The sequence below is a fragment of the Mycobacterium sp. TKK-01-0059 genome (assembly GCF_000709305.1).
Taxonomy (GTDB): Bacteria; Actinomycetota; Actinomycetes; order Mycobacteriales; family Mycobacteriaceae; genus Mycobacterium; species Mycobacterium intracellulare.
On sequence record NZ_KL446994.1, the window covers coordinates 348,727 to 370,647 of the forward strand.

A 21,921-nucleotide genomic window follows, 5' to 3' on the forward strand; every position below is an offset into this window, starting at 1 on the left:
CCTGCGGGACAATGAGCCGATGATCGAGTTAGAGGTGCTTGCGGCCGACGTGACCAAGCTCGACGTGGACGCGATCGCCAACGCCGCCAACACGCAGCTGCGGCACGGTGGCGGCGTCGCCGCGGCCATCTCGCGCGCGGGCGGGCCCGACGTGCAGCGCGAATCGACCGAGAAGGCGCCGATCGGGCTCGGCGAAGCGATCGAGACCACCGCCGGCGACATGCCCGCGCGCTACGTCATCCACGCGGCGACCATGGAACTCGGTGGGCCAACCTCGGCCGAGATCATCGGCGCCGCCACGGCTTCGACATTGCGCAAGGCCGACGAGCTCGGCTGCCGCACGCTGGGGCTGGTGGCCTTCGGCACCGGTGTCGGCGGTTTCCCGCTCGACCAGGCCGCCCGGCTGATGGTCGACGCCGTCCGGCGGCACCAGCCGGTCTCGCTGCGCAAGGTGGTGTTCGCCGTGCACGGCGACGCGGCGGAGCAAGCGTTTCGGGCCGCGCTGCGGGCCTAGCTCTCGGAGAGGTAGCGCTCGACGGAGGCGACCTTCTGCGTCATCGCGTCGTTGGCCCCGGTGCGCCAATCGGCCTTGATCACCGTGCTCACCCGCGGCGCCCGGGCCGCCACGGCCTCGACGGCGCGCTGCACCACCGCCATGACCTGCTCCCACGTGTCGCCCTCGATCACCGTGAACATCGAGTCGGTCTTGTTGGGCAGGCCGGACTCGCGAACCACCCGAACCGCCTCGGCGACGATCTCGCCGACACCCTCGCCCACCCCCATCGGGGTGACGGAAAACGCGACGAGCACGGACACCCTGTCGAGCGTACCCACCCCCGCCCCGGCCGGTCTGGCACCATCGAGGCCCATGCGGGTGTTGGTGCAACGGGTCTCGTCGGCGACGGTGTCGATCGACGGCGCGGTGGTGGGAGCGATCCGACCGGATGGCCAGGGGCTGTTGGCATTCGTCGGCGTCACCCACACCGACGATCGCGACAAGGCGCGCCGGCTCGCCGAAAAGCTCTGGAACCTAAGGATTCTCGCCGAGGAGCGGTCCGCGGCCGACGCAAGAGCCCCCATCCTGGTCATCAGTCAGTTCACCCTATACGCCGACACCGCCAAGGGCCGCCGCCCGTCGTGGAATGCGGCCGCCCCCGGGCCGGTGGCCGAGCCGCTGGTGGCGGAGTTCGCCGCGACGCTGGAGCGGCTGGGCGCCGAGGTACAGACCGGGGTGTTCGGCGCGAACATGCAGGTCGCGTTGGTCAACGACGGCCCGGTCACGGTGCTGCTCGAACTCTGAAGGGTACGTTGGCCCCCGTGGGCACGACACCTGAATTCGGATCGCTCCGCTCCGACGACGACAACTGGGACATCGTCAGCAGCGTCGGCTACACCGCGCTGCTCGTGGCGGGATGGCGTGCGCTGCACGCCGTGAGCCCGCAGCCGCTGGTGCGCGACGAATACGCGAAGGTCTTCATCGCCGCCTCGCGGGACCCGTATCTGGCGGGGGTCCTCGCGAACCCGGGCAGCACCGAGGACGAGACGGCCTTTCCGCGGCTGTATGGCGTGCAGACCCGCTTCTTCGACGACTTCTTCGTCGCCGCCTGCCAGGCGGGCATACGCCAGGCGGTGATCGTCGCCGCCGGCCTGGATTCGCGGGCGTTCCGCCTTGAATGGCCCGACGGCACAAGGGTCTTTGAGGTCGACCTGCCGAAGGTCCTCGAGTTCAAGGCGCGTGTGCTCGACGAGCAGGCTGCCGCGCCGAAGGCGAACCGGATCGAGGTCGCCGCCGACCTGCGCACCGACTGGTCGCGGCCCTTGGAGGCGGCCGGGTTCGACGTCGAGAGCCCGAGCGCCTGGTCGGTGGAGGGGTTGCTGCCCTACCTGACCGACGAGGCGCAACACGCGCTGTTCACCCGGATCAGCGGGCTCAGCGCGCCCGGCAGCCGGATCGCGATCGGCGCGCTGGGGTCGCGGCTGGACCACGACCAGCTCCACGCCTTGGAGGCGAATCACCCGGGGGTCAACGTGTCGGGCAACGTTGACTTTTCGGCCCTGACGTACGAACCGCAGTCCGATCCCGCGGAGTGGCTGACCGCGCACGGGTGGGCCGTCGAACCCGTCCGCAACACGCTCGATTTGCAGGCCGGTTACGGCATGACCCCACCGGAGGTCGACGTCAAGATCGACAGTTTCATGCGGTCCCAATACATCACGGCCACCCGGTGAAGGCCTAGGGCTGCAACAGGATCTTCACATCGTCGCCGGAGCGTGATTCCGCGGTCGCATAGCCCTTGGCCGCGTCGTCCAAAGGCATTGTCGTGGTGAAGATGCCGTCGACATCGAGGCGGCCGGACTGCAGCAGCGGGATCAATTCCGGCCACGTTCGCTGCACCGGCGCGGTGGTCATCCGCAACGTGATGCTGCGGATCAGGCAGCCCAGCGCGTTGAGCGGAAACGGATTCATGTCGTGCACACCGACGACCGAGACGGTTCCGCCCGCCCGGACGGCGTTGAGCGCCTCGGTCAGGGATGCGTCGGTGGCGACGGCGTCGATCACCGCGTCGACGCCGCGGCCGCCGGTGGCGGCGAGGATCTCCTCGAGCGCCGGCGCCTTCACGGGTGTCGCCCCCCACCGCGCGGCGCGCTGTAGCCGGCCGTCGACCTGATCGACGGCGAAAACCGTTGCCGCGCCCTGAAAAAGCGCGCTGCGCAGCGAGCACAGGCCGACCGCTCCGAGGCCGATCACCGCAACGGTCCCGCCGAACGGAATGTCGGCGCGCTGTGCCGCGGCCCAGCCGGTGGCGAGATTGTCGGTGAGTAGCAGCGCCTGCTCGGTGCTGATGCCCTCGGGCACCTTCAGGAGCTGGAAATCGGCGGCGGGCACCGCGAGCAGATCGGCCTGCGCGCCACCGAGCACTCCGCCGCCGAAGATCTGAAAGCCGGAGTGGCACATGACCGGATCGCGGGTGGCGCACCCCGCGCACGCGCCGCAGCCGGCGACCGACGACACCATGACCTGATCGCCGACCTTGACGTTGCGCACCTGGGGCCCGGCGTCCACCACCGTGCCGATGGCTTCGTGGCCGAGGGCGATGGGATCGGGCATCGGGAAGTCGGCCTCGTAGAAGTGCAGATCCGAGCCGCAGATTCCGGCGGCGGTCACCTCGACGATCGCTCCGTCCGGGCCCGGCAGCGTTGGGTCGGGGCGGGTGTCGACCCGGATGCTGCGGGGCCCATCGACGACTACCGTGCGCATATCGGTGTGCTCACTTCCCTTGTCACACTTGATCTTTCTGGCGCACTACAAATTGTGACCAGTCGGGTTCGCGCACCGCCGACCAGTACTCGTTGAGGCGCCACGGGCTGACGGTGTGAATCTCGCCGTCGGCGTTCTTGAAATACGAGTGCTTGACCGCCGGGTGTGACCACACCATCTTCTTGATCTGGGTCTGCGTCCGTCGGTGCCAGTCCGTGGCGGCGTCGGGTTTCGGCTCGACCGAGTGCACATCGGCGTCGGCCAGGCGCGCCAGGCACTGGTCGATGTAGCGCATCTGCAGCTCGGACTGGAAGATCAGGCTGCCCCCGTGGGCCAGGTGGGTTCCGGGCCCGTAGACGATGAAGAAGTTCGGGAACTGCGGGACGGTGATCCCGAGGTAGGCATACGGCCTGCTCCCCCACATCTCGTGCAGGTCAACGCCGTTGCGGCCGGTGATCTTCAGCGGCCACAGCACGTCGGTGTGCCGGAACCCCGTTGCGTAGACGATGACATCGACGTCGTGCGTCACTCCGTCCTCGGTGACGATGCCCTGCGGCGTGATCCGCTCGATGGCTGTGCGCACCAATTCGACGTTGTCGCGCTGCAGCGTTCTCAGCCAGCTGCCGTTGTCCTGCAGGGTGCGCTTGCCGCAGGCGGGATAGTCCGGCATCACCTGGGCCAACAACGGCGAGTCTTCGCCGACCTGGCTGGTGATCCACTGGGAGAACATCATGTGCGCGCCGGCGTTGATGTCGCTGACGGCGTGGTCCTGATCGGCGTAGTTCGGGTCGCCCTCGGCGGCGTCGAGGCCCTTGTCCGAGCCGGGCCACAGCACCAGGAAGCGGTACCACCGGCCGTAGAACGGCAGGTGGCGCATCGCCCAGCGCACACCGTCGCCGACCTCGTCGTGATACATCGGGTTCGGGAACATCCACTGCGCGGTCCGCTGGAACACCGTCAGGTGCTCGACCTCCTCGGCGATGGCGGGCGCGATCTGGAACCCGCTGGCGCCGGCGCCGACGAGCGCGACCCGCTTGCCTTTGAGGTCCACCGAGTGATCCCAGGCCGCCGAGTGAAACGACGGGCCCCGGAAAGTCTGTGCTCCGGCGAATTCGGGAATGTTGGGCCTGTTCAGCTGGCCCACCGCCGTGATGAGCGCGCGTGCGCGCAGGGTCGACGTGCGGCCGTCGGCCGATCGCAGCGACACGGTCCAGGTGCCGTCGTCGTCGTCCCATTCGGCCGCGAGAACCTCGGTCTGCCAACGTATCCGGTCGGCCAGGTCGTGTTCGTCGATGACTCTGGTGAAATAGTCCTGCAGCTCGTATTGCTCGGCGAAGAAATGGGTCCAGTCGTTGTTGGGTTCGAAGCTGTAGCAATAGAAATGGTTCGCGACGTCGACCCGGGCGCCGGGATAGCGGTTCTCCCACCATGTTCCGCCCGGGCCGGCGTTCTTCTCGACGATGGTGAACGGAATGTTGGCCTGCTTGAGGCGCACGCCGGCAAGGATGCCGGATTCGCCGCACCCGACGACCAGAACCGGAAGCTGCGCCGCGCGCTCGGCCGGCAACGCGGCCGGCCGCCGGGGGTCGACCCCTTCGAGGTCCAGCTCTTCGGACACCAGGGACAGATAGTCGTCGGGAACGTGCTCACACGCCGCCCAATCCATCATTTCCCTGATGAGCTCCGGGCTCAGCGGCGCCGGTTCGGGGCAGCCGCGATCCCGATACTCGGTGATCACCGTCAGCGCCTCGGCGCGGGCCCGCGCCTTGTCCTCCTCCGACATGAACCCCTGGACCTCGTTGAGGAAGATGCCCATCTGCTTGTAGTCGCGGATGAATCGGGGGTCGCCGGTGATGTGAACGAGGGAGAGCAGCAGCGTCGGGACGCTGACATCCTCTAGGGCGGCGGCGATCTCGGGCGTGGATGTGGTGAAGGGATCGCCGGCGTAGCGGCTGCGCATCAAGGCGGATCCTCTCGGTGGTTTGGAAGCCAATTACGCTACGCGTAGTTTCGTAATTGGCAGCACTACGCTACCTGGTCGCTCGGTGCGGGATCAAGGGATCGAAGGCGGTGGCGGGCCGAACGGCGTCGCGGCCGGCTCGGCGGCGACGGGCCGTAGTGATGGGACGCAGTTCAGGACCCGCTGGCCACGTCAGTGACGTCCGTACTAAACTAGAACACGTTCCAATTCGGCGAGCATCCCAGGAGTTGTAATGCACACCCCTATTTGCGACGAACTCGGCATCGAGTTCCCGATCTTCGCCTTCACCCACTGCCGCGACGTCGTCGTGGCGGTCAGCAAGGCCGGGGGGTTCGGCGTGCTCGGGGCCGTCGGCTTCACGCCTGAGCAGCTCGAGATCGAGCTCAACTGGATCGACGAGAACATCGGCGACCACCCCTACGGCGTCGACATCGTCATCCCCAACAAGTACGAGGGCATGGACTCGCACCTGTCCGCGGAGGAGCTGGCCGAGACGCTGCGCAAGATGGTGCCCCAGGAGCACCTTGACTTCGGGAAGAAGATCCTCGCCGACCACGGCGTGCCGGTCGAGGACAGCGACGGCGACACCCTGCAGCTGCTCGGCTGGACCGAGGCGACGGCCACACCCCAGGTCGAGGTCGCGCTCAAGCACCCGAAGGTGAAGATGATCGCCAACGCGCTGGGCACCCCGCCGGCCGACATGATCAAGCACATCCACGAGGCCGGACTCAAGGTGGCCGCGCTGTGCGGCTCCCCCTCGCAGGCCCGCAAGCACGCGGACGCGGGCGTCGACATCATCATCGCGCAGGGCGGCGAGGCCGGCGGGCACTGCGGCGAGGTGGGCTCGATCGTGCTGTGGCCCCAGGTCGTCAAGGAGGTCGCTCCGGTTCCGGTGCTGGCCGCCGGCGGCATCGGCAGCGGTGAGCAGATCGCGGCCGCGCTGGCGCTGGGCGCGCAGGGCGCGTGGACCGGATCGCAGTGGCTGATGGTCGAGGAATCCTCGAACACCCCGGTCCAGCAGGAGGCCTACGTCAAGGCCGGCAGCCGCGACACCGTCCGCAGCCGGTCGTTCACCGGCAAGCCGGCCCGCATGCTGCGCAACGACTGGACCGAGGCGTGGGAGGCCCCGGAGAACCCGAAGCCCCTCGGAATGCCGTTGCAGTACATGGTGTCCGGCATGGCGGTTCGTGCCACGAACAGGTACCCGAACGAATCCGTCGATGTCGCGTTCAACCCGGTCGGTCAGGTCGTCGGGCAGTTCACCAAGGTGGAGAAGACGTCGACGGTCATCGAGCGCTGGGTGCAGGAGTACCTGGAAGCGACCAACAGGCTCGACGAGCTCAACGAGGCCGCCTCCGTCTGACGGCGGGGCTTGCCCGGCCGGCGGGGCTAGACGTCGTCAACGTCCTGCCGGCCGGTGAACACTTCCTTCGTCCGGTCCAGGGCGTACGTGCCGATGTCGATGGAATTCTGAACGATTCCGCTGGCACCGCCGGCAAGGTCACCCCGGATGATGTCGCTGGCGTGCTCGACGATGTCGGAGGCTTTCTCGACGGCGTTGGTCGCGATGTCCCTCGCCGCGTCGACCGCATCTTTGGGATTGAAGGCCATCTCGAGTCTCCTTTGTCGCAGGTTCGTTGCCCTGAACTCTAGACGGGACGAGGCCCCATTTCTCGGCGGCGGTGGGCTTCAGTAGTGCACGAGGGTGCGCCAGTAGTCTTCGGGAATTTCGGCCCCCGAGCGCAGTATTCGGGCCAGACCGATGGCCATCGCGATGCCCAGCAGCCCCAACCACAGCCCTGCCACCGCGATGACGCCCCACAACACGGCGGTGACCGCGGGCCACGGCGAAAACACGGCCAGCACGGGCGCGAAGAAGAATCCGGTGCCGATGTACCACGCCGACCCGGCGCGATCCGAGGCCAGGACGAAACGCAGCCAGCGGGGCACGGGCGACGCGCCTTGCTCACCACGCTTCATCGTCGTACCGATCAGTCGGAGGGCGGGAAAAACCCTGCGCCGGTAAACCATCCGGGCTGCCACCCCTGCTCCCCCAGGCACAGCATCGGAAGCCCGTCCGGAGTCTGCGCCGCCGCCTGCGAGCCCGGGCATTTCGCGCCGGTCTGCTGGACCCCGTAGAGCGGATAGGAAGCGACCCAGTAACCGGTGGTGGCCGCCGGGAACTGGTTCGGCGGCGGGAAATGACAGGCCTCGGCCTGGCCGCTGGGCCCTCGTCCGAAGATGAAGCGCTCGTAGTTGTCGCACGGGGCGCCCAGCGAAGCTTGATAATTCATGCCCGGGACGTCGCCGTCGTAATGCGGGTCGGCGGCCGCGCACGGCGCCATGCCGATCGTGATGCCCGCTATCGAAGCGGCGCTCAGCAATTCCCGAATCATGTTCCACCCCGCCTGTCGTCGCCGGTGACCTGCACCAAAGCATATCGGTCGGGCCGCGGGCCACAAGACGGTTTCGGCGCGCGGCCGCGATCCCCGCCGGCGCACGACCGGGGCCGACAACGAGCACCCGCGGAACACGTTCCAATTTGCCCCCGACGATCTTGCGTCAATGCTTCCCAACCGTGGTCCGGCAATGGTTTCCTTGCACAAGGACGCCTAGACGACTTCGTATCGAGGAGTGCGCCATGTCAACCGTCGAGCCCAGCACCAAGCCGGTCCCCAATCTGCCCCCAGGCTTCGACTTCACCGATCCGGACATCCACGCCGAGCGATTGCCGGTCGAAGAACTGGCCGAGCTGCGCCGCACGGCGCCGATTTGGTGGAACGAACAACCGATCGGTGCCGGCGGGTTCGACGACGGCGGCTTTTGGGTGGTGTCCAAGCACAAGGACGTCAAAGAGGTCTCGCTGCGCAGTGACGTGTTCTCCAGCCTGCAGAAGACCGCGCTGCCGCGCTACAAGGACGGCACGGTCGGCGAGCAGATCGAGCGCGGCAAGTTCGTCCTGCTCAACATGGATGCGCCGCAGCACACCCGGCTGCGCAAGATCATTTCGCGGGCGTTCACGCCCCGGGCCATCGAGCGCCTGCGCGAAGACCTCGCCGAGCGGGCCCGCCACATCGTCGAGCAAGCGGCCGCCGAGGGCCGCGGCGACTTCGTCGAGCAGGTGTCGTGCGAACTGCCGCTGCAGGCCATCGCCGGGTTGATGGGCGTGCCGCAGGAAGAACGCAAGAAACTGTTCCACTGGTCCAACGAGATGGTCGGCGACCAGGACCCCGAATTCGCCAACAACGACGCCATCACCGCGTCGGTCGAACTCATCATGTACGGCATGCAGATGGCGGCCGAGCGGACGAAGAATCCGGGGGAAGACCTCGTCACCAAGCTGGTCCAGGCCGACATCGACGGGCACAAGCTTTCCGACGATGAATTCGGCTTTTTCGTGATCCTGTTGGCGGTGGCCGGAAACGAGACCACCCGCAACTCGATCACCCAGGGCATGATGGCCTTCACCGACTTTCCCGACCAATGGGAGCTGTTCAAGAAGGAGCGCCCCGGCACCGCCGCCGACGAGATCGTCCGGTGGGCCACCCCGGTCACGTCGTTTCAGCGCACCGCGCTCGAGGACTACGAACTGTCGGGCGTGCAGATCAAAAAGGGTCAGCGGGTCGTAATGGTCTACCGCTCAGCCAATTTCGACGAGGACGTCTTCGACGATCCGTTCACGTTCAACATATTGCGCGATCCCAACCCGCACGTCGGGTTCGGCGGAACCGGCGCCCACTACTGCATCGGGGCGAACCTGGCACGCATGACGATCGACCTGATGTTCAACGCGATCGCCGACGGCATCCCCGACCTCGAGTCCATCGGCAAGCCCGAACGTCTGCGGTCGGGCTGGCTCAACGGGATCAAGCACTGGCAGGTGGACTACCACACCGATGGCAAAGCGAAAGCCCCTGCCGCGCACTAAGCTAAGCCGATGCCCAAACATCAAGCTGTCCGGATCCAGTCCGCAGGCGGCCCCCTAGAGCTGGCCGAAGTCGAAACCCAATCACCCGGCCGCGACGAGGTACGACTGACGGTCGGCGCGTGCGGGATCTGTGGCACCGACGCGCATTTCGTCAACGGGGGGTTCCCGGGCATCTCGTGGCCCCTGACGCCCGGACATGAGATCGCGGGCAAGGTCGCCGAAGTCGGTGACGGCGTGCAGGATTTCGCGATCGGCGATCGCGTCGCGGTCGGTTGGTTCGGCGGATGCTGCTACCACTGCGATCAATGCCGCAAGGGCCTCTTCATTCACTGCGCGAACGGGAAGGTGCCGAGCTGGCAGTATCCCGGCGGATACGCGGAATCGGTGACCGTCCCGGTGAGCGCCCTGGCCCGGATACCGGCCGAGCTCTCCGACGCCGAAGCCGCCCCCATGGGGTGCGCCGGCGTCACCACCTACAACGCGTTGCGTCACACGAAAGCCTTGCCCGGCGATCGCGTGGCGATACTGGGCGTCGGTGGCCTGGGGCACCTCGGCGTGCAGTTCGCCCGGGCGATGGGCTTCGAAACCATCGCGATCAACCGCGGCAGCGGCAAGGCCGATGACGCCCGAAAACTGGGCGCCCATCACTACATCGATTCCACCGCCAACGATCCCGCCGAAGCGCTGAAGGACTTGGGCGGCGCGACCGTCGTCCTGGCCACCGCGGGCAATTCGACGGCGATGGCCGCCACCGTCGGCGGCATCGTCCCGCGGGGTGAACTGGTCACCATCGGCGTCACGCCCGAGCCGCTGCCGATCAGCCCCGTACAGCTGATCACCCCCGGCGTCAGCATCGTCGGGCATCCCTCCGGTACGGCCAAAGATGTCGAGGACACCATGCATTTCGCGGTCCTGTCCGGCGTTCGGGCGTGGATCGAGGAGTTGCCGCTGGCGCAGGCGGCCGAGGGCTATGCGGCGCTGGAACAGGGGCGGGCGCATTACCGCACCGTCTTGACCATGTGACAGCGTCGGTCCGTGACTTCTGAGAAGGGCGCGACGTGGACGATCGGCCCGCCCGACGGTGAACTGTTGCTCCACACCGGTGTTGCCGGGCGAGCGGCGCGGATGGGCCACCGCCTCACCATCGTGATGTCGCGCTGGCGTGCCACCGTGAATTGGGCGGGTTCGCGACCCGTCAGCGCCGAACTTGCGGTCGACGTCGGTTCCTTCGCCGTGGTGAACGCCGAGGGCGGCATCAAAGGGCTGTCCGCGACCGAGAAGGCGCAGGTGCGGTCCAATGCATTGAAGTCGTTGGACGCCAAGCGATTTCCCGAGATTCGCTACAGTGCGGACGTCATCGAGCGGGCCGGCGACGGGTACCGGCTCACCGGCGCGCTCGAGATCCATGGCACCTCGCGAGACCACGTCGTCGACGTGCGCACCGAAGATCTCGGAAACGCGTGGCGCATATCGGGTGAAACCGCCGTCCGGCAAACCGATTACGGCGTCAAGCCCTACTCGCTGCTGATGGGCTCGGTCCAGGTCGCCGACGACGTGTCATTGACGTTTACCGCGGTTCACGCCAAGGACGGGTGAACAAAATTTCCGGGCGAGATCAGGGCTGCCCGCCCGCCGCGCGCGGCGCCGAATCGGCCGCGTCGCCCGCGTCGCCGGGGATGTGCTCGAGCACGCGGGTCAAGTAGGGCTGCCCGTTACCCGGATCCGGCTGCCGATCGCCACCGACGCCCGGTTGCTCTTCCGGCGCGGCCGGCTCGGCAGCGGACTCGCCGGCGGCGGGCGGCTGGGTGGGTCGCTTGACCGGTGGGGGCGCAGGAAGCGGCGCGACGGCCTTGGCCGCCTCGGCGGCCTGGGGCGTGGACGGGTGGGTGGTGTGCTTGGACGCGGGCGCGCTGGCCGGGCCCACGTGAATCCCCACCGCCAGCGACACCGAGCCGACGAACGTGACCGCACCGGCGGCCAACGCCGTGAGGGCCCCGGCGTACGACAGGTGCCGCTGTCGTGCCGGCGCTGAGGAAATGGGTTCGCTGTGGTGCGCCACCAGCTGTTCGTCGGTGAACTCGGTGCTGCGGGCCGCGGACAGCGCCGCGCCCCGTGCGATCGTCACCTGGGCCATCGATTGCACGAAAACCGGCACCGGCAAGGCCTTTTCGAGTTGCCATGAGAAACCGTCGATGTCGCGGTGTGCGCCGACGACGACAACCCCGCCGGGTTGCCATCCGTCGCGGTCGAACATGCCGGTCAGCCACCGGGTCAGGCCGTCGAGGCCGCCGCGCACCTGCTTGGTCGCCGTCTGGGTCTCGCCGTCCTGAGTGTCGACCATGACGACGGTCGTGGCGTCATGGTCGAGAATGCAGACGGCGGTCTGTTCGTAACCGATGACGGGTGCGATGGCCTGCGCCAGGGTCTCGATGGCCTCGAGGAACCGGACCGGCACGACGTTGTCGAAACCCGCGTCGGTCAACGCCTCCAGCACCAGCGCCGCCTGAGCGGCTGCGTCGTCGTTCCAGGTCACCCCGATGACGCGCAGTCGTTGATCGCTCGCGGCCGCCGCCGTGTCGACCCGCAAGACCTCGTCGACGACTTGCTCCGCGGTGTTCACGGCGCGGACACCCCGGCCGGCGCGCAGCGCCAACTCCTGGTGATCCAGGATGGTGCCGTCTGCGCCGTGTCCCTCAGCGAGGACCCAGCCGACGGCGGTCGGCGTCACTGACAGGCCAAGTACCGTGTCCAAATCTATGCCCCAATCGGTCCCGCGCCTCGGCTCCCAGACGCACCGAAGCGCACCATCAAACCGCTGGTGCGGAGGTTCGTGAGGGCCGGAACAGACACGGGATAGCGTGGTCTTCATCGGCTTGCTTCGACAGAGCCTACGCGGTCGGCGCAAACCGGCCGGCGCCGGTCCACATCGCCTCGCGACACGCCGATAATCCCAATTGGGTTGATCGGAAGTGGACGCCGCGCCGTTCTTATCGGACATGCACACAATTCAGGTGTCGCTGTGCACCCGATGCCCGATTCAGACGGTCGACGGCGCGACACGCACCGCGGCTGACCGTCCGCCGAAAGCGCATCTCGGTCGATCGGTCGCGCGCTGTGTCTATCGCGCGGTCTCAAGGGCTTTCGGCGCCGCGCACACCGGAGGCCGCCGCCGGCCGGCGACTTTTGCGGCGGCTCGGTTAGGCGGACGCCGAGCGGGTACTCGCCGATGGTCGCCGCCCGGATCCCCGGGTGGCGAAATTGCGAGGTAAAAGCGATACGAAACCGAGACGCGTCCGCGTCCCAATCGACATTTGACGGACTTACACGGTAAATTCCTGTGAGACCGCGATCACATTCGATCACATCCGACAAGGGGCAGGTATGACAGATCTGAGCGAGAAGGTCCGGGCCTGGGGGCGCCGACTTGTGGTCGGTGCAGCCGCGGCTGCAACGCTGCCGGGCCTGATCGGTATTGCCGGCGGCGCGGCGACCGCGAATGCGTTTTCGCGTCCGGGCCTGCCCGTCGAGTACCTGCAAGTGCCGTCCGCGGGAATGGGTCGCGACATCAAGGTCCAGTTCCAAAGCGGTGGCAACGGCTCCCCCGCGGTATATCTGCTGGACGGGCTGCGGGCTCAAGACGACTACAACGGCTGGGACATCAACACCCCGGCGTTCGAGTGGTACTACCAGTCGGGTCTGTCGGTCATCATGCCGGTCGGCGGTCAGTCCAGCTTCTACGCCGACTGGTACCAGCCCGCATGCGGGAAGGCCGGCTGCTCGACCTATAAGTGGGAGACCTTCCTGACCAGCGAACTGCCGCAGTACCTCGCCTCGAACAAGGGCGTCAAGTCCACCGGCAGCGCCGCGGTCGGCATCTCGATGTCCGGCTCCTCGGCGATGATCCTGGCCGTGAACCACCCCAACCAGTTCGTCTACGCCGGCTCGCTCTCCGCGCTGCTGGACCCGTCCCAGGGCATGGGCCCCTCGCTGATCGGCTTGGCGATGGGAGATGCCGGCGGTTACAAGGCGGACGCCATGTGGGGCCCGTCGAGCGACCCGGCCTGGCAGCGCAACGACCCCAGCCTGCAAATTCCGGCGCTCGTCGGCAACAACACTCGGCTCTGGGTGTACTGCGGCAACGGGACACCGTCGGAGCTGGGCGGGGCGAACATGCCGGCTGAGTTCCTGGAGAACTTCGTGCGCAGCAGCAACCTGAAGTTCCAGGACGCGTACAACGCCGCGGGCGGCCACAACGCCGTGTTCAACTTCAACGCCAACGGAACACACAGCTGGGAGTACTGGGGAGCCCAGCTCAACGCCATGAAGCCCGACCTGCAGAGCGCGCTGGGCGCTTCCTCGGGCGGCGGCGGATAACCCATTCACCAGACGCCACTACTGCGCTTGACGCCACGTCAGGCGCAGTAGTGCATTAAGGGGCGGCGATTCACGCCAGAATCGTCGCTATGCCCCGCAGCGCGCGCCCGCACCGCGTCCGTCTCGTTCCCCTGTGTGTCGGCATGGTCGGTGGCCTGGCGGTGTGGGCGGCGCCGGCCCGCGCCGACGACGCGAATCCGCTGACCCCGTTGGTCGACGCCGCCGCGCAACGGCTACAGGTTGCCGACCCGGTGGCCGCCTATAAATGGAACAGCCACGGGGCAATTGAGGACCCCGTTCGCGTCCGGCAGGAATTGGCAAAGCTCGGCGACGACGCCGTCGCCGCACGCATCGACCGCGACTACGTCACCCGGGTCTTCGGTGACCAGATCAACGCGACCGAGGCCATCGAATACGGCCGGTTCGCGGACTGGAAACTCAATCCGGGTGACGCCCCGGCCGACTCCCCGGACCTCGCGGCCTCGCGGTCGACGATCGACGGCCTCAACCAGGCGATGCTGGCGCAGATATCGGCCAACTGGGACGTGCTGCACTCGCCGGCGTGCGCGCGCCAACTCGACGCCGCCAGGGGCGCCGTCGTCGCGAGTCGTCGGCTCGACGGCCTCTACCGACGCGCCCTTTGGTCGGCGACGCAATCGTATTGCCAGCAATAATTTAATTTTTCCTCACCATTTCCTAACCGTCGAATTTGGCCTGGCGATAACGCGATTTCCGCAGATAGAAGGCATATCTCGCGCCATTTTCGAATAGGTAACGCTTTGGCCACACGCGCCGAAAAGCTTGACATGAAGAATCTCTGCAAGCTTCTCGTCAAGTCCGTAGCGGTCGGCGGGTTCGTTGCAGCATCGATGGCTTCGTCCACGGGTGTGGTGAGCGCGGACGCCGCTCCCAACTGGGACGCGATCGCTCAATGCGAATCCGGCGGCAACTGGCATGCCAACACCGGAAACGGCAATTACGGTGGACTGCAATTCAAGCCGGCCACCTGGGCGCGTTACGGCGGCGTCGGCAACCCGGCGGCCGCCTCCAGGGAGCAGCAAATCGCCGTGGCCAACCGGGTTTTCGCCGAAGAGGGCGTGGAGCCCTGGCCGAAGTGCGGCGCGCAGTCCGGCCTGCCGATCGGTTGGTACTCGCACCCGGCGCAGGGCATCAAGCAGATCATCAACGGGTTGATTCAGGCGGCCGTCCCGCACTGATGACACGCCCGCGTGGTCTATGACCCGGCACGAAGCTGTGTTTGGATCAGCCCATGGAAGGTTCGGCGACTGTTCACATGGCGGCGCCTGCGGCCAAGATCTGGGATCTCATCGCGGACGTGCGCAACACCGGACGGTTTTCCCCGGAAGTTTTCGAGGCCGAGTGGCTGGGCGATGCGACCGGCCCGGCCCTCGGCGCGAAATTCCGCGGCCACGTCCGGCGCAACGAAATGGGACCCGTGTATTGGACGACCTGCAAGGTCACCGCGTGCGATCCGGGCCGCGAATTCGGCTTCACCGTGCTGCTCGGTGATCGGGAGGTCAACAACTGGCACTACCGCTTGGCGCCCAGCGGCGGCGGGACCGACGTCACCGAGTCGTTTCGGCTCAACCCCGCGCCGTGGCTGGGCGTGTACTGGTTGTTCGGCGGCTTTCTGCGCAAGCGCCGCAACATCCGCGACATGACCAAGACGCTGAACCGCATCAAAGACGTGGTCGAGGCCGACGCGTCGTGAAATCGGTCTTCATCACCGGCGCGGGTAGCGGCATGGGCCGCGAAGGCGCAAAGCTGTTCCACGCCAAGGGCTGGCGGGTGGGCGCGGTGGACCGCAACGACGACGGCCTGACCACGCTGCAGCAAGAATTGGGCGGCGACCGGCTGTGGACCCGCGCCGTCGACGTGACGGACAAGGCGGCCCTGGACGGCGCCCTGGCCGACTTCTGCTCCGGCAACGCCGGCGGCGGCCTCGACATGATGTGGAACAACGCCGGCGTCGGCGAATCCGGTTGGTTCGAGGACGTGCCGTATGACGCCGCGATGCGCCTCGTCGACGTGAACTACAAAGCGGTGCTGACCGGCGCCTACGGCGCGCTGCCGTACCTGAAGAAAACCCCCGGCAGCCTGATGTTTTCGACGTCGTCCTCGTCGGCGACTTACGGCATGCCCCGCCTCGCCGTCTACTCGTCGACCAAGCACGCGGTCAAGGGCCTGACCGAGGCGCTCAGCGTGGAATGGCAGCGGCACGGGGTGCGCGTCGCCGACGTGCTGCCCGGTCTGATCGACACCGCCATCCTCACCACGACGACCAACCACTCCGACGACGGCGCCGCGCCGAGAACCGCCGAGGAGTTGCGCGCCACCGCCCCCAAAAGAGGCCCGCTGCGGCTGATGCCGGCCAGCAGCGTCGCCGAAACCGCGTGGCAGGCCTATCACCATCAGAAGCGGCTGCATTGGTATGTGCCCAAAAGCATTCGCCTGATTGACTTCTTCAAGGGCCTGAGCCCCGAACTCGTGCGACGCAGTATCGTCAAGGCCCTACCCGCGCTAGCGCCGAAGCGGCAGTAAGGAGGTCGGCTGGTGCAAAACCGCTTGCCCACAGTCGCTTTGATCCTGGCGGCGGTCGTCGTCGGCGTCGCGGGGTGCAGCGCGGCGCAGACGACGCCCCGCCGCGCCGCCCGCCTGACCATCGACGGCGCCACACACACGACACGTCCCCCCGCGTGCCGGCAAGACCAGATGTATCGGACCATCAAGATTCCGGACCACGACGGCGGCGTCGAGGCGGTGATGCTGCTCAGTGGCTACCGGGTCATGCCGCAGTGGGTGAAGATCCGCAACGTCGACGGCTTCACGGGCAGCTTTTGGCAAGGCGGCGTGGGAGATGCGCATGTCGACCTCGCCCATGACGCGTACACCATCACCGGCAGCGCGTACGGCATCAACAGCAGCAATCCCAACAAGGTGGTGACCACCGAATTCAAAATCGTCGCGGAGTGCTGACTCCCCCGATGCGCGAGGCCTACGCTCGTAGCGACACCTGAGCGAGGGAGGGCCGGTGAAGGAACGACTGCACTGGTTCGCGATGCACGGCTTCATCCGCGGCGCCGCGGCGTACGGCGCGCGCCGGGGTGACGTCCAGGCCCGGTTGATCGCCGATCCGGCGGTGGCCGCCGATCCGGTGCGCTTCCACGACGAGGTCCGGGCCCGGGGCAAACTGGTGAAGGGCCGCGTCGCCTACCTGACCGCCGATCACGCGCTCGCCCACGAGCTGTTGCGGTCCGACGACTTCCGGGTGGTGATCTTCGGATCGAATCTGCCCGCGCCCTTGCGATGGCTCGAGCGCCGCACCCGCGACGACCTCCTGCACCCCCTGCGTGCCCCGTCCTTGCTGGCCGTCGAGCCCCCCGATCACACCCGCTACCGCAAGACGGTGTCGGCGGTGTTCACGCCCAGGGCGGTCGCCGCCCTGCGTGAGCGCGTCGAGCAGACGGCCGCCGACCTGCTCGAGCGGTTGACCGGTGAGTCCGGCGTCGTCGACATCGTCGGGCGCTACTGCGCGCAACTTCCGGTCTCGATCATCAGCGAGATCCTCGGCGTTCCCGAGTCGGACCGGCCGCGGGTCCTGGAATTCGGTGAGCTGGCCGCGCCGAGCCTGGACATCGGGTTGCCGTGGCGACAGTACCGCAGCGTGCAGGACGGGATCGCGGGCTTCAGTTCCTGGCTCGCCGAACACCTGCAGCGGCTGCGCCGGGAACCCAGCGACAACGTGATGAGCCAGCTGATCCAGACCGCCGAAAGTGGCTCCGCGGAGACCTATCTCAACGAAAACGAGCTTCAGGCGATCGCCGGACTGGTGTTGGCGGCAGGCTTCGAGACCACCGTGAACCTGCTCGGCAACGGCATTCGCACGCTGTTGGACGCGCCCGAGCACCTCGACGCGCTACGGCGACGACCGGAGCTGTGGCCCAACGCCGTCGAGGAGATCCTGCGGCTGGAATCGCCGGTGCAGCTGACCGCCCGGATGGCGCGGGGCGATGTCGAGATCGCGGGGCACCACGTCGCCCGAGGCGACCTGGTGCTGGTGTACCTGGCCGCCGCCAACCGGGATCCGGCGGTGTTCAGCGACCCGCACCGCTTCGACATCGAAAGACCAAACGCCGGGCGGCATCTCGCCTTCTCCGGTGGCCGGCACTTCTGTCTCGGGGCGGCGCTGGCACGCGCCGAGGGCGAGGTCGGGCTGCGGACGTTCTTCGACCGCTTCCCCGAGGTGCGCGCGGCGGGCGCAGGAAGCCGACGCGAGACCCGCGTGCTGCGGGGATGGTCGTCGCTGCCGGTGGCGCTCGGGCCGGCCCGGTCGATGGCCGCCGCCGAAAGCTGACCGATCGCGATTGCGGCGCGAACGGCCGCAGTAGTTGACACCGGCGCGGCAACCGAGTTTATTTGCCGGTATGACAGAGGTATCTATGATCACGGTCGAGGATGTCGTCCGTGGGCTGTGGCAGGCCCTTTCGCGCCGCGACTGGGAGGCGATCCCGACATTCTTGTCCGACGACTGCCTCTACGTCGACATGCCGGTTCCGGCCTTGTCGGCCCGCGGCCCCGAGGGCATCGTCAAACGACTCAAGATGGGCCTGGAACACCTGGCGGGCTACGAGAACCACACCGGCGTGCTGGTTTCCAACGGTTCCGATGTGCTCTACGAGCACTCGGAGACATGGACATTCGCGACCGGCGAACAGGGCGTGTTGCGATTCGTGACCGTCCACAAAGTCGTCGACGGCAAGATCACCGTCTGGAAAGACTATTGGGACATGAACAGCCTCGTCGCGTTCGCTCCCCCGAACCACTTCGAAGCACTGGCGACCGGCGACACGAGTTGGGTGTTCGACGCGTCAGCGCTGGTCTGAATCAAAGGGTCTTCGGCTGGTTCTAGCCGGGCACGCGCGCGTGATGTGCCACGCCATCGCTGCCCGCCAACATCCTGCTTCCTAACTTTGAAGGACGCTTGCAGCCAAGCTAGCCAGACACTGACCGATTGGCGCACCGCCCACACAGATCCGAGGGAAATATAGGCGTCAGTGCGACGATGGTCGGTGTGAAGCGAATCTCGCCGCAGGCCTACCAGGCGCTCCGGGACGCGCTGCCGACCATCACTTGGTACAAGCGCGCCTTTGAATCGTTTCTGCGCGACGCTTTGCACCGCAATCCTGAACTACTGGCGGGTCTAGACTTCAACGGCGCGACGAAACGCGAGACCGCAGACACGCTGATCAGTCGCCTGGTCGAAAAGGAACCCACCTACCACACGACAACGATTCAACTCATGCTGGACGTAGGCGCCATGACGCGGTTCCCGGACGTAGAACGCATTAAAGAACCCGAGGATCGCGCATTGCGCTTGAGAGAAGCTCACGACGCGGTTGGCCGACTCCGAACGTTGACGGCTCCGTACCGCGAAGCGGTCGATGCCAGGGCAAAGTCAGCCGCAACTAGAGCATCCCAGGCGGCGAAACGGGGTGTATTGAAGCAGTTTTCGGATGACCTCCGTGCACTGCACGATCGGTACGTAATACTCCACTCCTCCGATGACCCTCACGGACGCGGCAAGAAGTTCGAGTTGTTGCTGACAGACCTGTTCCTCCTGTTCGATATGGAACCTCGTCTGAGTTACAGCCTTGCCCACGAGCAGATCGACGGATCATTGAGCTTCGACACTGACGACTACATTGTTGAAGCACGTTGGAGAAAAGATCGAACGGAGCCTGGCGACCTCGAAATCTTCAAAGGCAAGGTAGAGCGAAAGGGGCGCAACGCTCTGGGCATCTTCATCAGTGTCGCGGGCTTTACCGCGGGTGCCCTTGACGAATACGCCACCAGAAGCCCGTTTGTGGTGTTCACCGGCGACGACATCTACATGGTTCTTGATGGCCGCATCAGGCTCGACCAGTTACTTCGCGCCAAAAAGCGGCACGTGAACGAAACAGGCAACTGCCACTTGCCAGCCAGAATTCTGCTGGGTTGACTGTTTGAGGGAACACCATCGTTTGGGAGCGGTGGCTGGTCCGTACCGAGCGCATGCTGGTCGCTCAGAAGGAGGGTTCACCGGCGTGCAGGTTTGACGCGCCAGACGCAACGTCTATCGGAGTGCTACCACATATTCCGCTCCCGGCGCTTGCGCTGGCCCTCCATTACGCACGTACTGCAAGCGGGATACTTGTCTATTGTGCCCGCCCTTAAGAGCGAGACGCACATGCGTTTGCGCCAGCAGTGCATTCAGCACAATATCCGTGATCCACACACTCGGTTTTGCAGCAATCACTAGTATTCGGCCCATGCCACTGGCGAACGGTTCAATTTTTGCTGGCTACACCATCCAGCGACTGCTCGGCACCGGGGGGATGGGGGAAGTTTACTTAGCCCAACATCCCAGGCTGCCTAGGCTGGACGCACTGAAAATCCTTCCTGCGTCACTAACCGAGGACGGCGAGTTTCGTGAGCGCTTTAACCGTGAAGCCGACCTGGCTGCGTCGTTGTGGCATCCCCACATCGTGGGCCTGCATGATCGTGGCGAGTTTGATGGGCAGTTGTGGATCGCGATGGATTATGTGGAAGGCACCGACGCTGTGCGCTTGCTGCGTGAGCATCATCGCGACGGCCTCGCCGTATGGGGCGCGCTCGAGATTGTCACCGCCGTCGCCGACGCGCTCGACTATGCCCACCAGCGCAAGCTACTGCATCGCGACGTCAAACCGGCCAATATCCTGCTCACGAGGTCCGACGCCGAACGGCGCCGAATCCTTCTGGCTGACTTCGGTATCGCCCGGCGAACCGACGATATCAGCGGCCTAACGGCCACCAACATGACCGTTGGTTCGGTCGCCTATGCGGCACCCGAACAACTGATGGGCGAATCGATGGACGGACGAGCCGACCAATATGCTCTGGCTGCCAGTGCCTTTCACCTTTTGGCCGGCTCGCCCCCATTTCAACATTCCAATCCTGCAGTGGTCATTAGCAAGCATCTCAATTCAGCGCCGCCCCGCCTAGCAGACCGACATCCGGAGCTGGCGCATCTTGACTCGGTACTGTCAAGAGCGCTCGCGAAGAATCCCACGGAACGCTACCCGCGATGCCTTGAATTCGCCCGTGCACTCACTGACTGCGTCGCCGCTGTGGCTCCTCGCCAAGATACGACTCCTCGCGATAACAGCCGTTCGGCCGAGAGAGTGTCTACGGTGGGCGAACTTCCAACCCACACAGCGATCACTCAGCCAGCGATGCCTGCCGCATCTAATCGGACAGCGCCCGTGACTGCGACGAAAAGGCCTATGGTGCGCGCGGCGACGGTCGTGCCGATGATCTTGGCTGTACTGCTTTGCAGCGGTGTCGCCTTCGCCGCCACACAGGTTCTTCGCCCGGATCCGCAGCCGTCCACCGTCACACCGCAGTGGCAACCGTACGTCGACTACGCCAAACAGTTCACGATCGCGCTTACCAGTCTCAGTGCTCAATCGGCGGATAGCGATATCCAGCGCATCATCGACGGATCGACCGGGCAGTTTCACGAAGATTTCGCGAGTAGAAGGTCCAGTTTCGCACAAACGGTCGTAGGTTCAAACGTAACGACCGAAGGAACCGTCAATAGCGCCGGCCTGGACTCCATCAACGGCACCACGGCTCACGTTCTGGTCGCCGCGACATCCAAAGTCACTAATAACGCTGGTCCGTCGCAAGGTCCACGAAGCTGGCGCTTGGTCCTACAAGTCGAAAAAATCGGCGACAGATACAAGGTGTCCAAAGTGGACGTGCAATGAGTGCGGCAAGTTTGCGGCGCGTCGTGTGGTGGGCTGCGGTGGTTGCACTTTGCGTCGCAACGTTAGCCGCTGCATTAGTAGGTGGCTGGCAGGTACAGGTCAAGAGCCGACAACTACCGCCCGTTGCCGACCAGCCCGCCGAGCGCCAGGCGGCCGTGCAGGCGGCGAGTTCAGGCACGGTAAAGATATTGAGCTATTCGCCTGACACGCTTGATCAAGACTTCAGCGCCGCCGAGGAAATGCTCGCCGGCGATTTCCTCGCTTATTACAAGCAATTCACCGCCGAAATCGTGAAGCCGGCTGCTTTGGAGAAGCGCCTCACTACCACCGCCACTGTTCTTCGCGCCGGCGTCGAATCCTTAACCAGCGAGAATGCATCAATCCTTATCTTCGTCAACCAAACGACGACGAGCCGGGAGAAAACGTCGCCATCAATCGCGTCAAGCTCGGTGCGGGTAAGTCTCAACAAGGTGAATGGAACGTGGCGCATCGTCAAATTCGATCCACAATGATCTCCACGCTAGGCCGGCGATACATAGCGCAATGAGCCACAAAATCGAACGCCGGG

Annotated in this window: 25 protein-coding genes; 18 read left to right on the forward strand and 7 right to left on the reverse strand. The window is 66.0% G+C overall.

Annotation, left to right across the window (positions count from 1 at the left end; genetic code table 11):
• The first annotated feature begins 19 nt into the window (after positions 1-19).
• Positions 20-514: a macro domain-containing protein gene (locus tag K883_RS20875; protein ID WP_179945119.1), complete on the forward strand. Its 495-nt coding sequence runs from the start codon at positions 20-22 to the stop codon at positions 512-514.
• Here K883_RS20875 and K883_RS20880 read toward each other — a convergent pair.
• Complete coding sequence (locus tag K883_RS20880; RefSeq protein ID WP_008256827.1) at positions 511-816, reverse strand: MTH1187 family thiamine-binding protein; 306 nt, start codon at positions 814-816, stop codon at positions 511-513. The genes K883_RS20875 and K883_RS20880 overlap by 4 nt on opposite strands.
• Positions 817-868: 52 nt before the next feature.
• Between K883_RS20880 and dtd the strand changes: the two genes are divergently transcribed.
• Both dtd and K883_RS20890 read left to right on the forward strand, forming a co-directional pair.
• A complete protein-coding gene (gene dtd / locus K883_RS20885; protein WP_008256828.1) occupies positions 869-1,300 on the forward strand; it encodes a D-aminoacyl-tRNA deacylase in 432 nt (143 codons plus the stop codon).
• A gap of 17 nt (positions 1,301-1,317) precedes the next feature.
• Positions 1,318-2,229, forward strand: a complete 912-nt coding sequence (locus K883_RS20890; RefSeq protein ID WP_008256829.1) for a class I SAM-dependent methyltransferase — start codon at positions 1,318-1,320, stop codon at positions 2,227-2,229.
• 4 nt (positions 2,230-2,233) lie between these two features.
• Here the strand turns inward: K883_RS20890 and K883_RS20895 are convergent, their stop codons facing one another.
• Together K883_RS20895 and K883_RS20900 are read right to left on the reverse strand one after the other, a co-directional pair.
• Positions 2,234-3,259: an alcohol dehydrogenase catalytic domain-containing protein gene (locus K883_RS20895; protein WP_008256830.1), complete on the reverse strand. Its 1,026-nt coding sequence runs from the start codon at positions 3,257-3,259 to the stop codon at positions 2,234-2,236.
• Between the two features lie 22 nt (positions 3,260-3,281).
• Positions 3,282-5,219: a flavin-containing monooxygenase gene (locus tag K883_RS20900; protein ID WP_008256832.1), complete on the reverse strand. Its 1,938-nt coding sequence runs from the start codon at positions 5,217-5,219 to the stop codon at positions 3,282-3,284.
• Between the two features lie 253 nt (positions 5,220-5,472).
• On the opposite strand from K883_RS20900, the gene K883_RS20905 reads away from it, so the two are divergent.
• Positions 5,473-6,603, forward strand: coding sequence for a nitronate monooxygenase (locus K883_RS20905; protein ID WP_008256833.1), 1,131 nt, complete (start codon positions 5,473-5,475; stop codon positions 6,601-6,603).
• 26 nt (positions 6,604-6,629) lie between these two features.
• Here the strand turns inward: K883_RS20905 and K883_RS20910 are convergent, their stop codons facing one another.
• From K883_RS20910 to K883_RS20920, 3 genes are all read right to left on the reverse strand, one after another.
• Entirely contained in the window at positions 6,630-6,851 is a 222-nt protein-coding gene (locus tag K883_RS20910; protein WP_008256834.1) for an Rv1893 family protein, read from the reverse strand.
• Between the two features lie 78 nt (positions 6,852-6,929).
• Positions 6,930-7,220 carry a hypothetical protein gene (locus tag K883_RS20915; protein WP_008256835.1) on the reverse strand — a complete coding sequence of 97 codons (291 nt, stop codon included), beginning with the start codon at positions 7,218-7,220 and terminating at the stop codon, positions 6,930-6,932.
• A gap of 11 nt (positions 7,221-7,231) precedes the next feature.
• Positions 7,232-7,636: a hypothetical protein gene (locus tag K883_RS20920; RefSeq protein ID WP_008256836.1), complete on the reverse strand. Its 405-nt coding sequence runs from the start codon at positions 7,634-7,636 to the stop codon at positions 7,232-7,234.
• A 245-nt stretch (positions 7,637-7,881) separates the two neighbouring features.
• Between K883_RS20920 and K883_RS20925 the strand changes: the two genes are divergently transcribed.
• From K883_RS20925 to K883_RS20935, 3 genes are read left to right on the forward strand one after another with little or no spacing between them, the layout of a single operon-like run.
• Positions 7,882-9,168 (forward strand): cytochrome P450, encoded by a 1,287-nt coding sequence (locus K883_RS20925; protein WP_008256837.1) that lies wholly within the window; start codon positions 7,882-7,884, stop codon positions 9,166-9,168.
• A gap of 9 nt (positions 9,169-9,177) precedes the next feature.
• A complete protein-coding gene (locus K883_RS20930) occupies positions 9,178-10,191 on the forward strand; it encodes an alcohol dehydrogenase (protein ID WP_008256838.1) in 1,014 nt (337 codons plus the stop codon).
• A gap of 12 nt (positions 10,192-10,203) precedes the next feature.
• Positions 10,204-10,764, forward strand: a complete 561-nt coding sequence (locus K883_RS20935; RefSeq protein WP_036428884.1) for a YceI family protein — start codon at positions 10,204-10,206, stop codon at positions 10,762-10,764.
• Between the two features lie 19 nt (positions 10,765-10,783).
• Here K883_RS20935 and K883_RS20940 read toward each other — a convergent pair whose 3' ends face one another.
• Positions 10,784-11,920 carry a DUF7159 family protein gene (locus K883_RS20940; protein ID WP_036428886.1) on the reverse strand — a complete coding sequence of 379 codons (1,137 nt, stop codon included), beginning with the start codon at positions 11,918-11,920 and terminating at the stop codon, positions 10,784-10,786.
• A 629-nt stretch (positions 11,921-12,549) separates the two neighbouring features.
• On the opposite strand from K883_RS20940, the gene ag85B reads away from it, so the two are divergent.
• The 11 genes from ag85B (at position 12,550) to K883_RS20995 (ending at position 21,865) form a co-directional block, all read left to right on the forward strand.
• A complete protein-coding gene (gene ag85B / locus K883_RS20945) occupies positions 12,550-13,542 on the forward strand; it encodes a diacylglycerol acyltransferase/mycolyltransferase Ag85B (RefSeq protein ID WP_009952996.1) in 993 nt (330 codons plus the stop codon).
• A gap of 143 nt (positions 13,543-13,685) precedes the next feature.
• Positions 13,686-14,216 carry a chorismate mutase gene (locus tag K883_RS20950; protein WP_008256845.1) on the forward strand — a complete coding sequence of 177 codons (531 nt, stop codon included), beginning with the start codon at positions 13,686-13,688 and terminating at the stop codon, positions 14,214-14,216.
• A 105-nt stretch (positions 14,217-14,321) separates the two neighbouring features.
• The gene (rpfC, locus tag K883_RS20955) at positions 14,322-14,759 is read left to right on the forward strand and encodes a resuscitation-promoting factor RpfC (RefSeq protein ID WP_020822571.1); all 438 of its coding nucleotides are present in this window, start codon (positions 14,322-14,324) and stop codon (positions 14,757-14,759) included.
• Positions 14,760-14,794: 35 nt separating this feature from the next.
• Positions 14,795-15,274 (forward strand): SRPBCC family protein, encoded by a 480-nt coding sequence (locus K883_RS20960; RefSeq protein WP_170320593.1) that lies wholly within the window; start codon positions 14,795-14,797, stop codon positions 15,272-15,274.
• On the forward strand, positions 15,271-16,104 hold the full coding sequence (locus K883_RS20965; RefSeq protein ID WP_008256848.1) for an SDR family oxidoreductase: 834 nt from the start codon (positions 15,271-15,273) through the stop codon (positions 16,102-16,104). Before K883_RS20960 ends, K883_RS20965 begins: the two co-directional genes overlap by 4 nt.
• A 12-nt stretch (positions 16,105-16,116) precedes the next feature.
• On the forward strand, positions 16,117-16,539 hold the full coding sequence (locus K883_RS20970; protein WP_008256850.1) for a lipoprotein LpqH: 423 nt from the start codon (positions 16,117-16,119) through the stop codon (positions 16,537-16,539).
• A gap of 55 nt (positions 16,540-16,594) precedes the next feature.
• Positions 16,595-17,917, forward strand: coding sequence for a cytochrome P450 (locus K883_RS20975; RefSeq protein WP_020822572.1), 1,323 nt, complete (start codon positions 16,595-16,597; stop codon positions 17,915-17,917).
• Positions 17,918-18,002: 85 nt separating this feature from the next.
• The gene (locus tag K883_RS20980; RefSeq protein WP_008256854.1) at positions 18,003-18,446 is read left to right on the forward strand and encodes a nuclear transport factor 2 family protein; all 444 of its coding nucleotides are present in this window, start codon (positions 18,003-18,005) and stop codon (positions 18,444-18,446) included.
• A 188-nt stretch (positions 18,447-18,634) separates the two neighbouring features.
• A complete protein-coding gene (locus K883_RS20985) occupies positions 18,635-19,561 on the forward strand; it encodes a restriction endonuclease (protein WP_157884943.1) in 927 nt (308 codons plus the stop codon).
• Between the two features lie 310 nt (positions 19,562-19,871).
• The gene (locus tag K883_RS20990; protein WP_036455775.1) at positions 19,872-21,353 is read left to right on the forward strand and encodes a serine/threonine-protein kinase; all 1,482 of its coding nucleotides are present in this window, start codon (positions 19,872-19,874) and stop codon (positions 21,351-21,353) included.
• A complete protein-coding gene (locus tag K883_RS20995) occupies positions 21,350-21,865 on the forward strand; it encodes a hypothetical protein (protein ID WP_081614487.1) in 516 nt (171 codons plus the stop codon). The genes K883_RS20990 and K883_RS20995 overlap by 4 nt, the downstream gene beginning before the upstream one ends.
• Positions 21,866-21,921 lie beyond the last annotated feature (56 nt).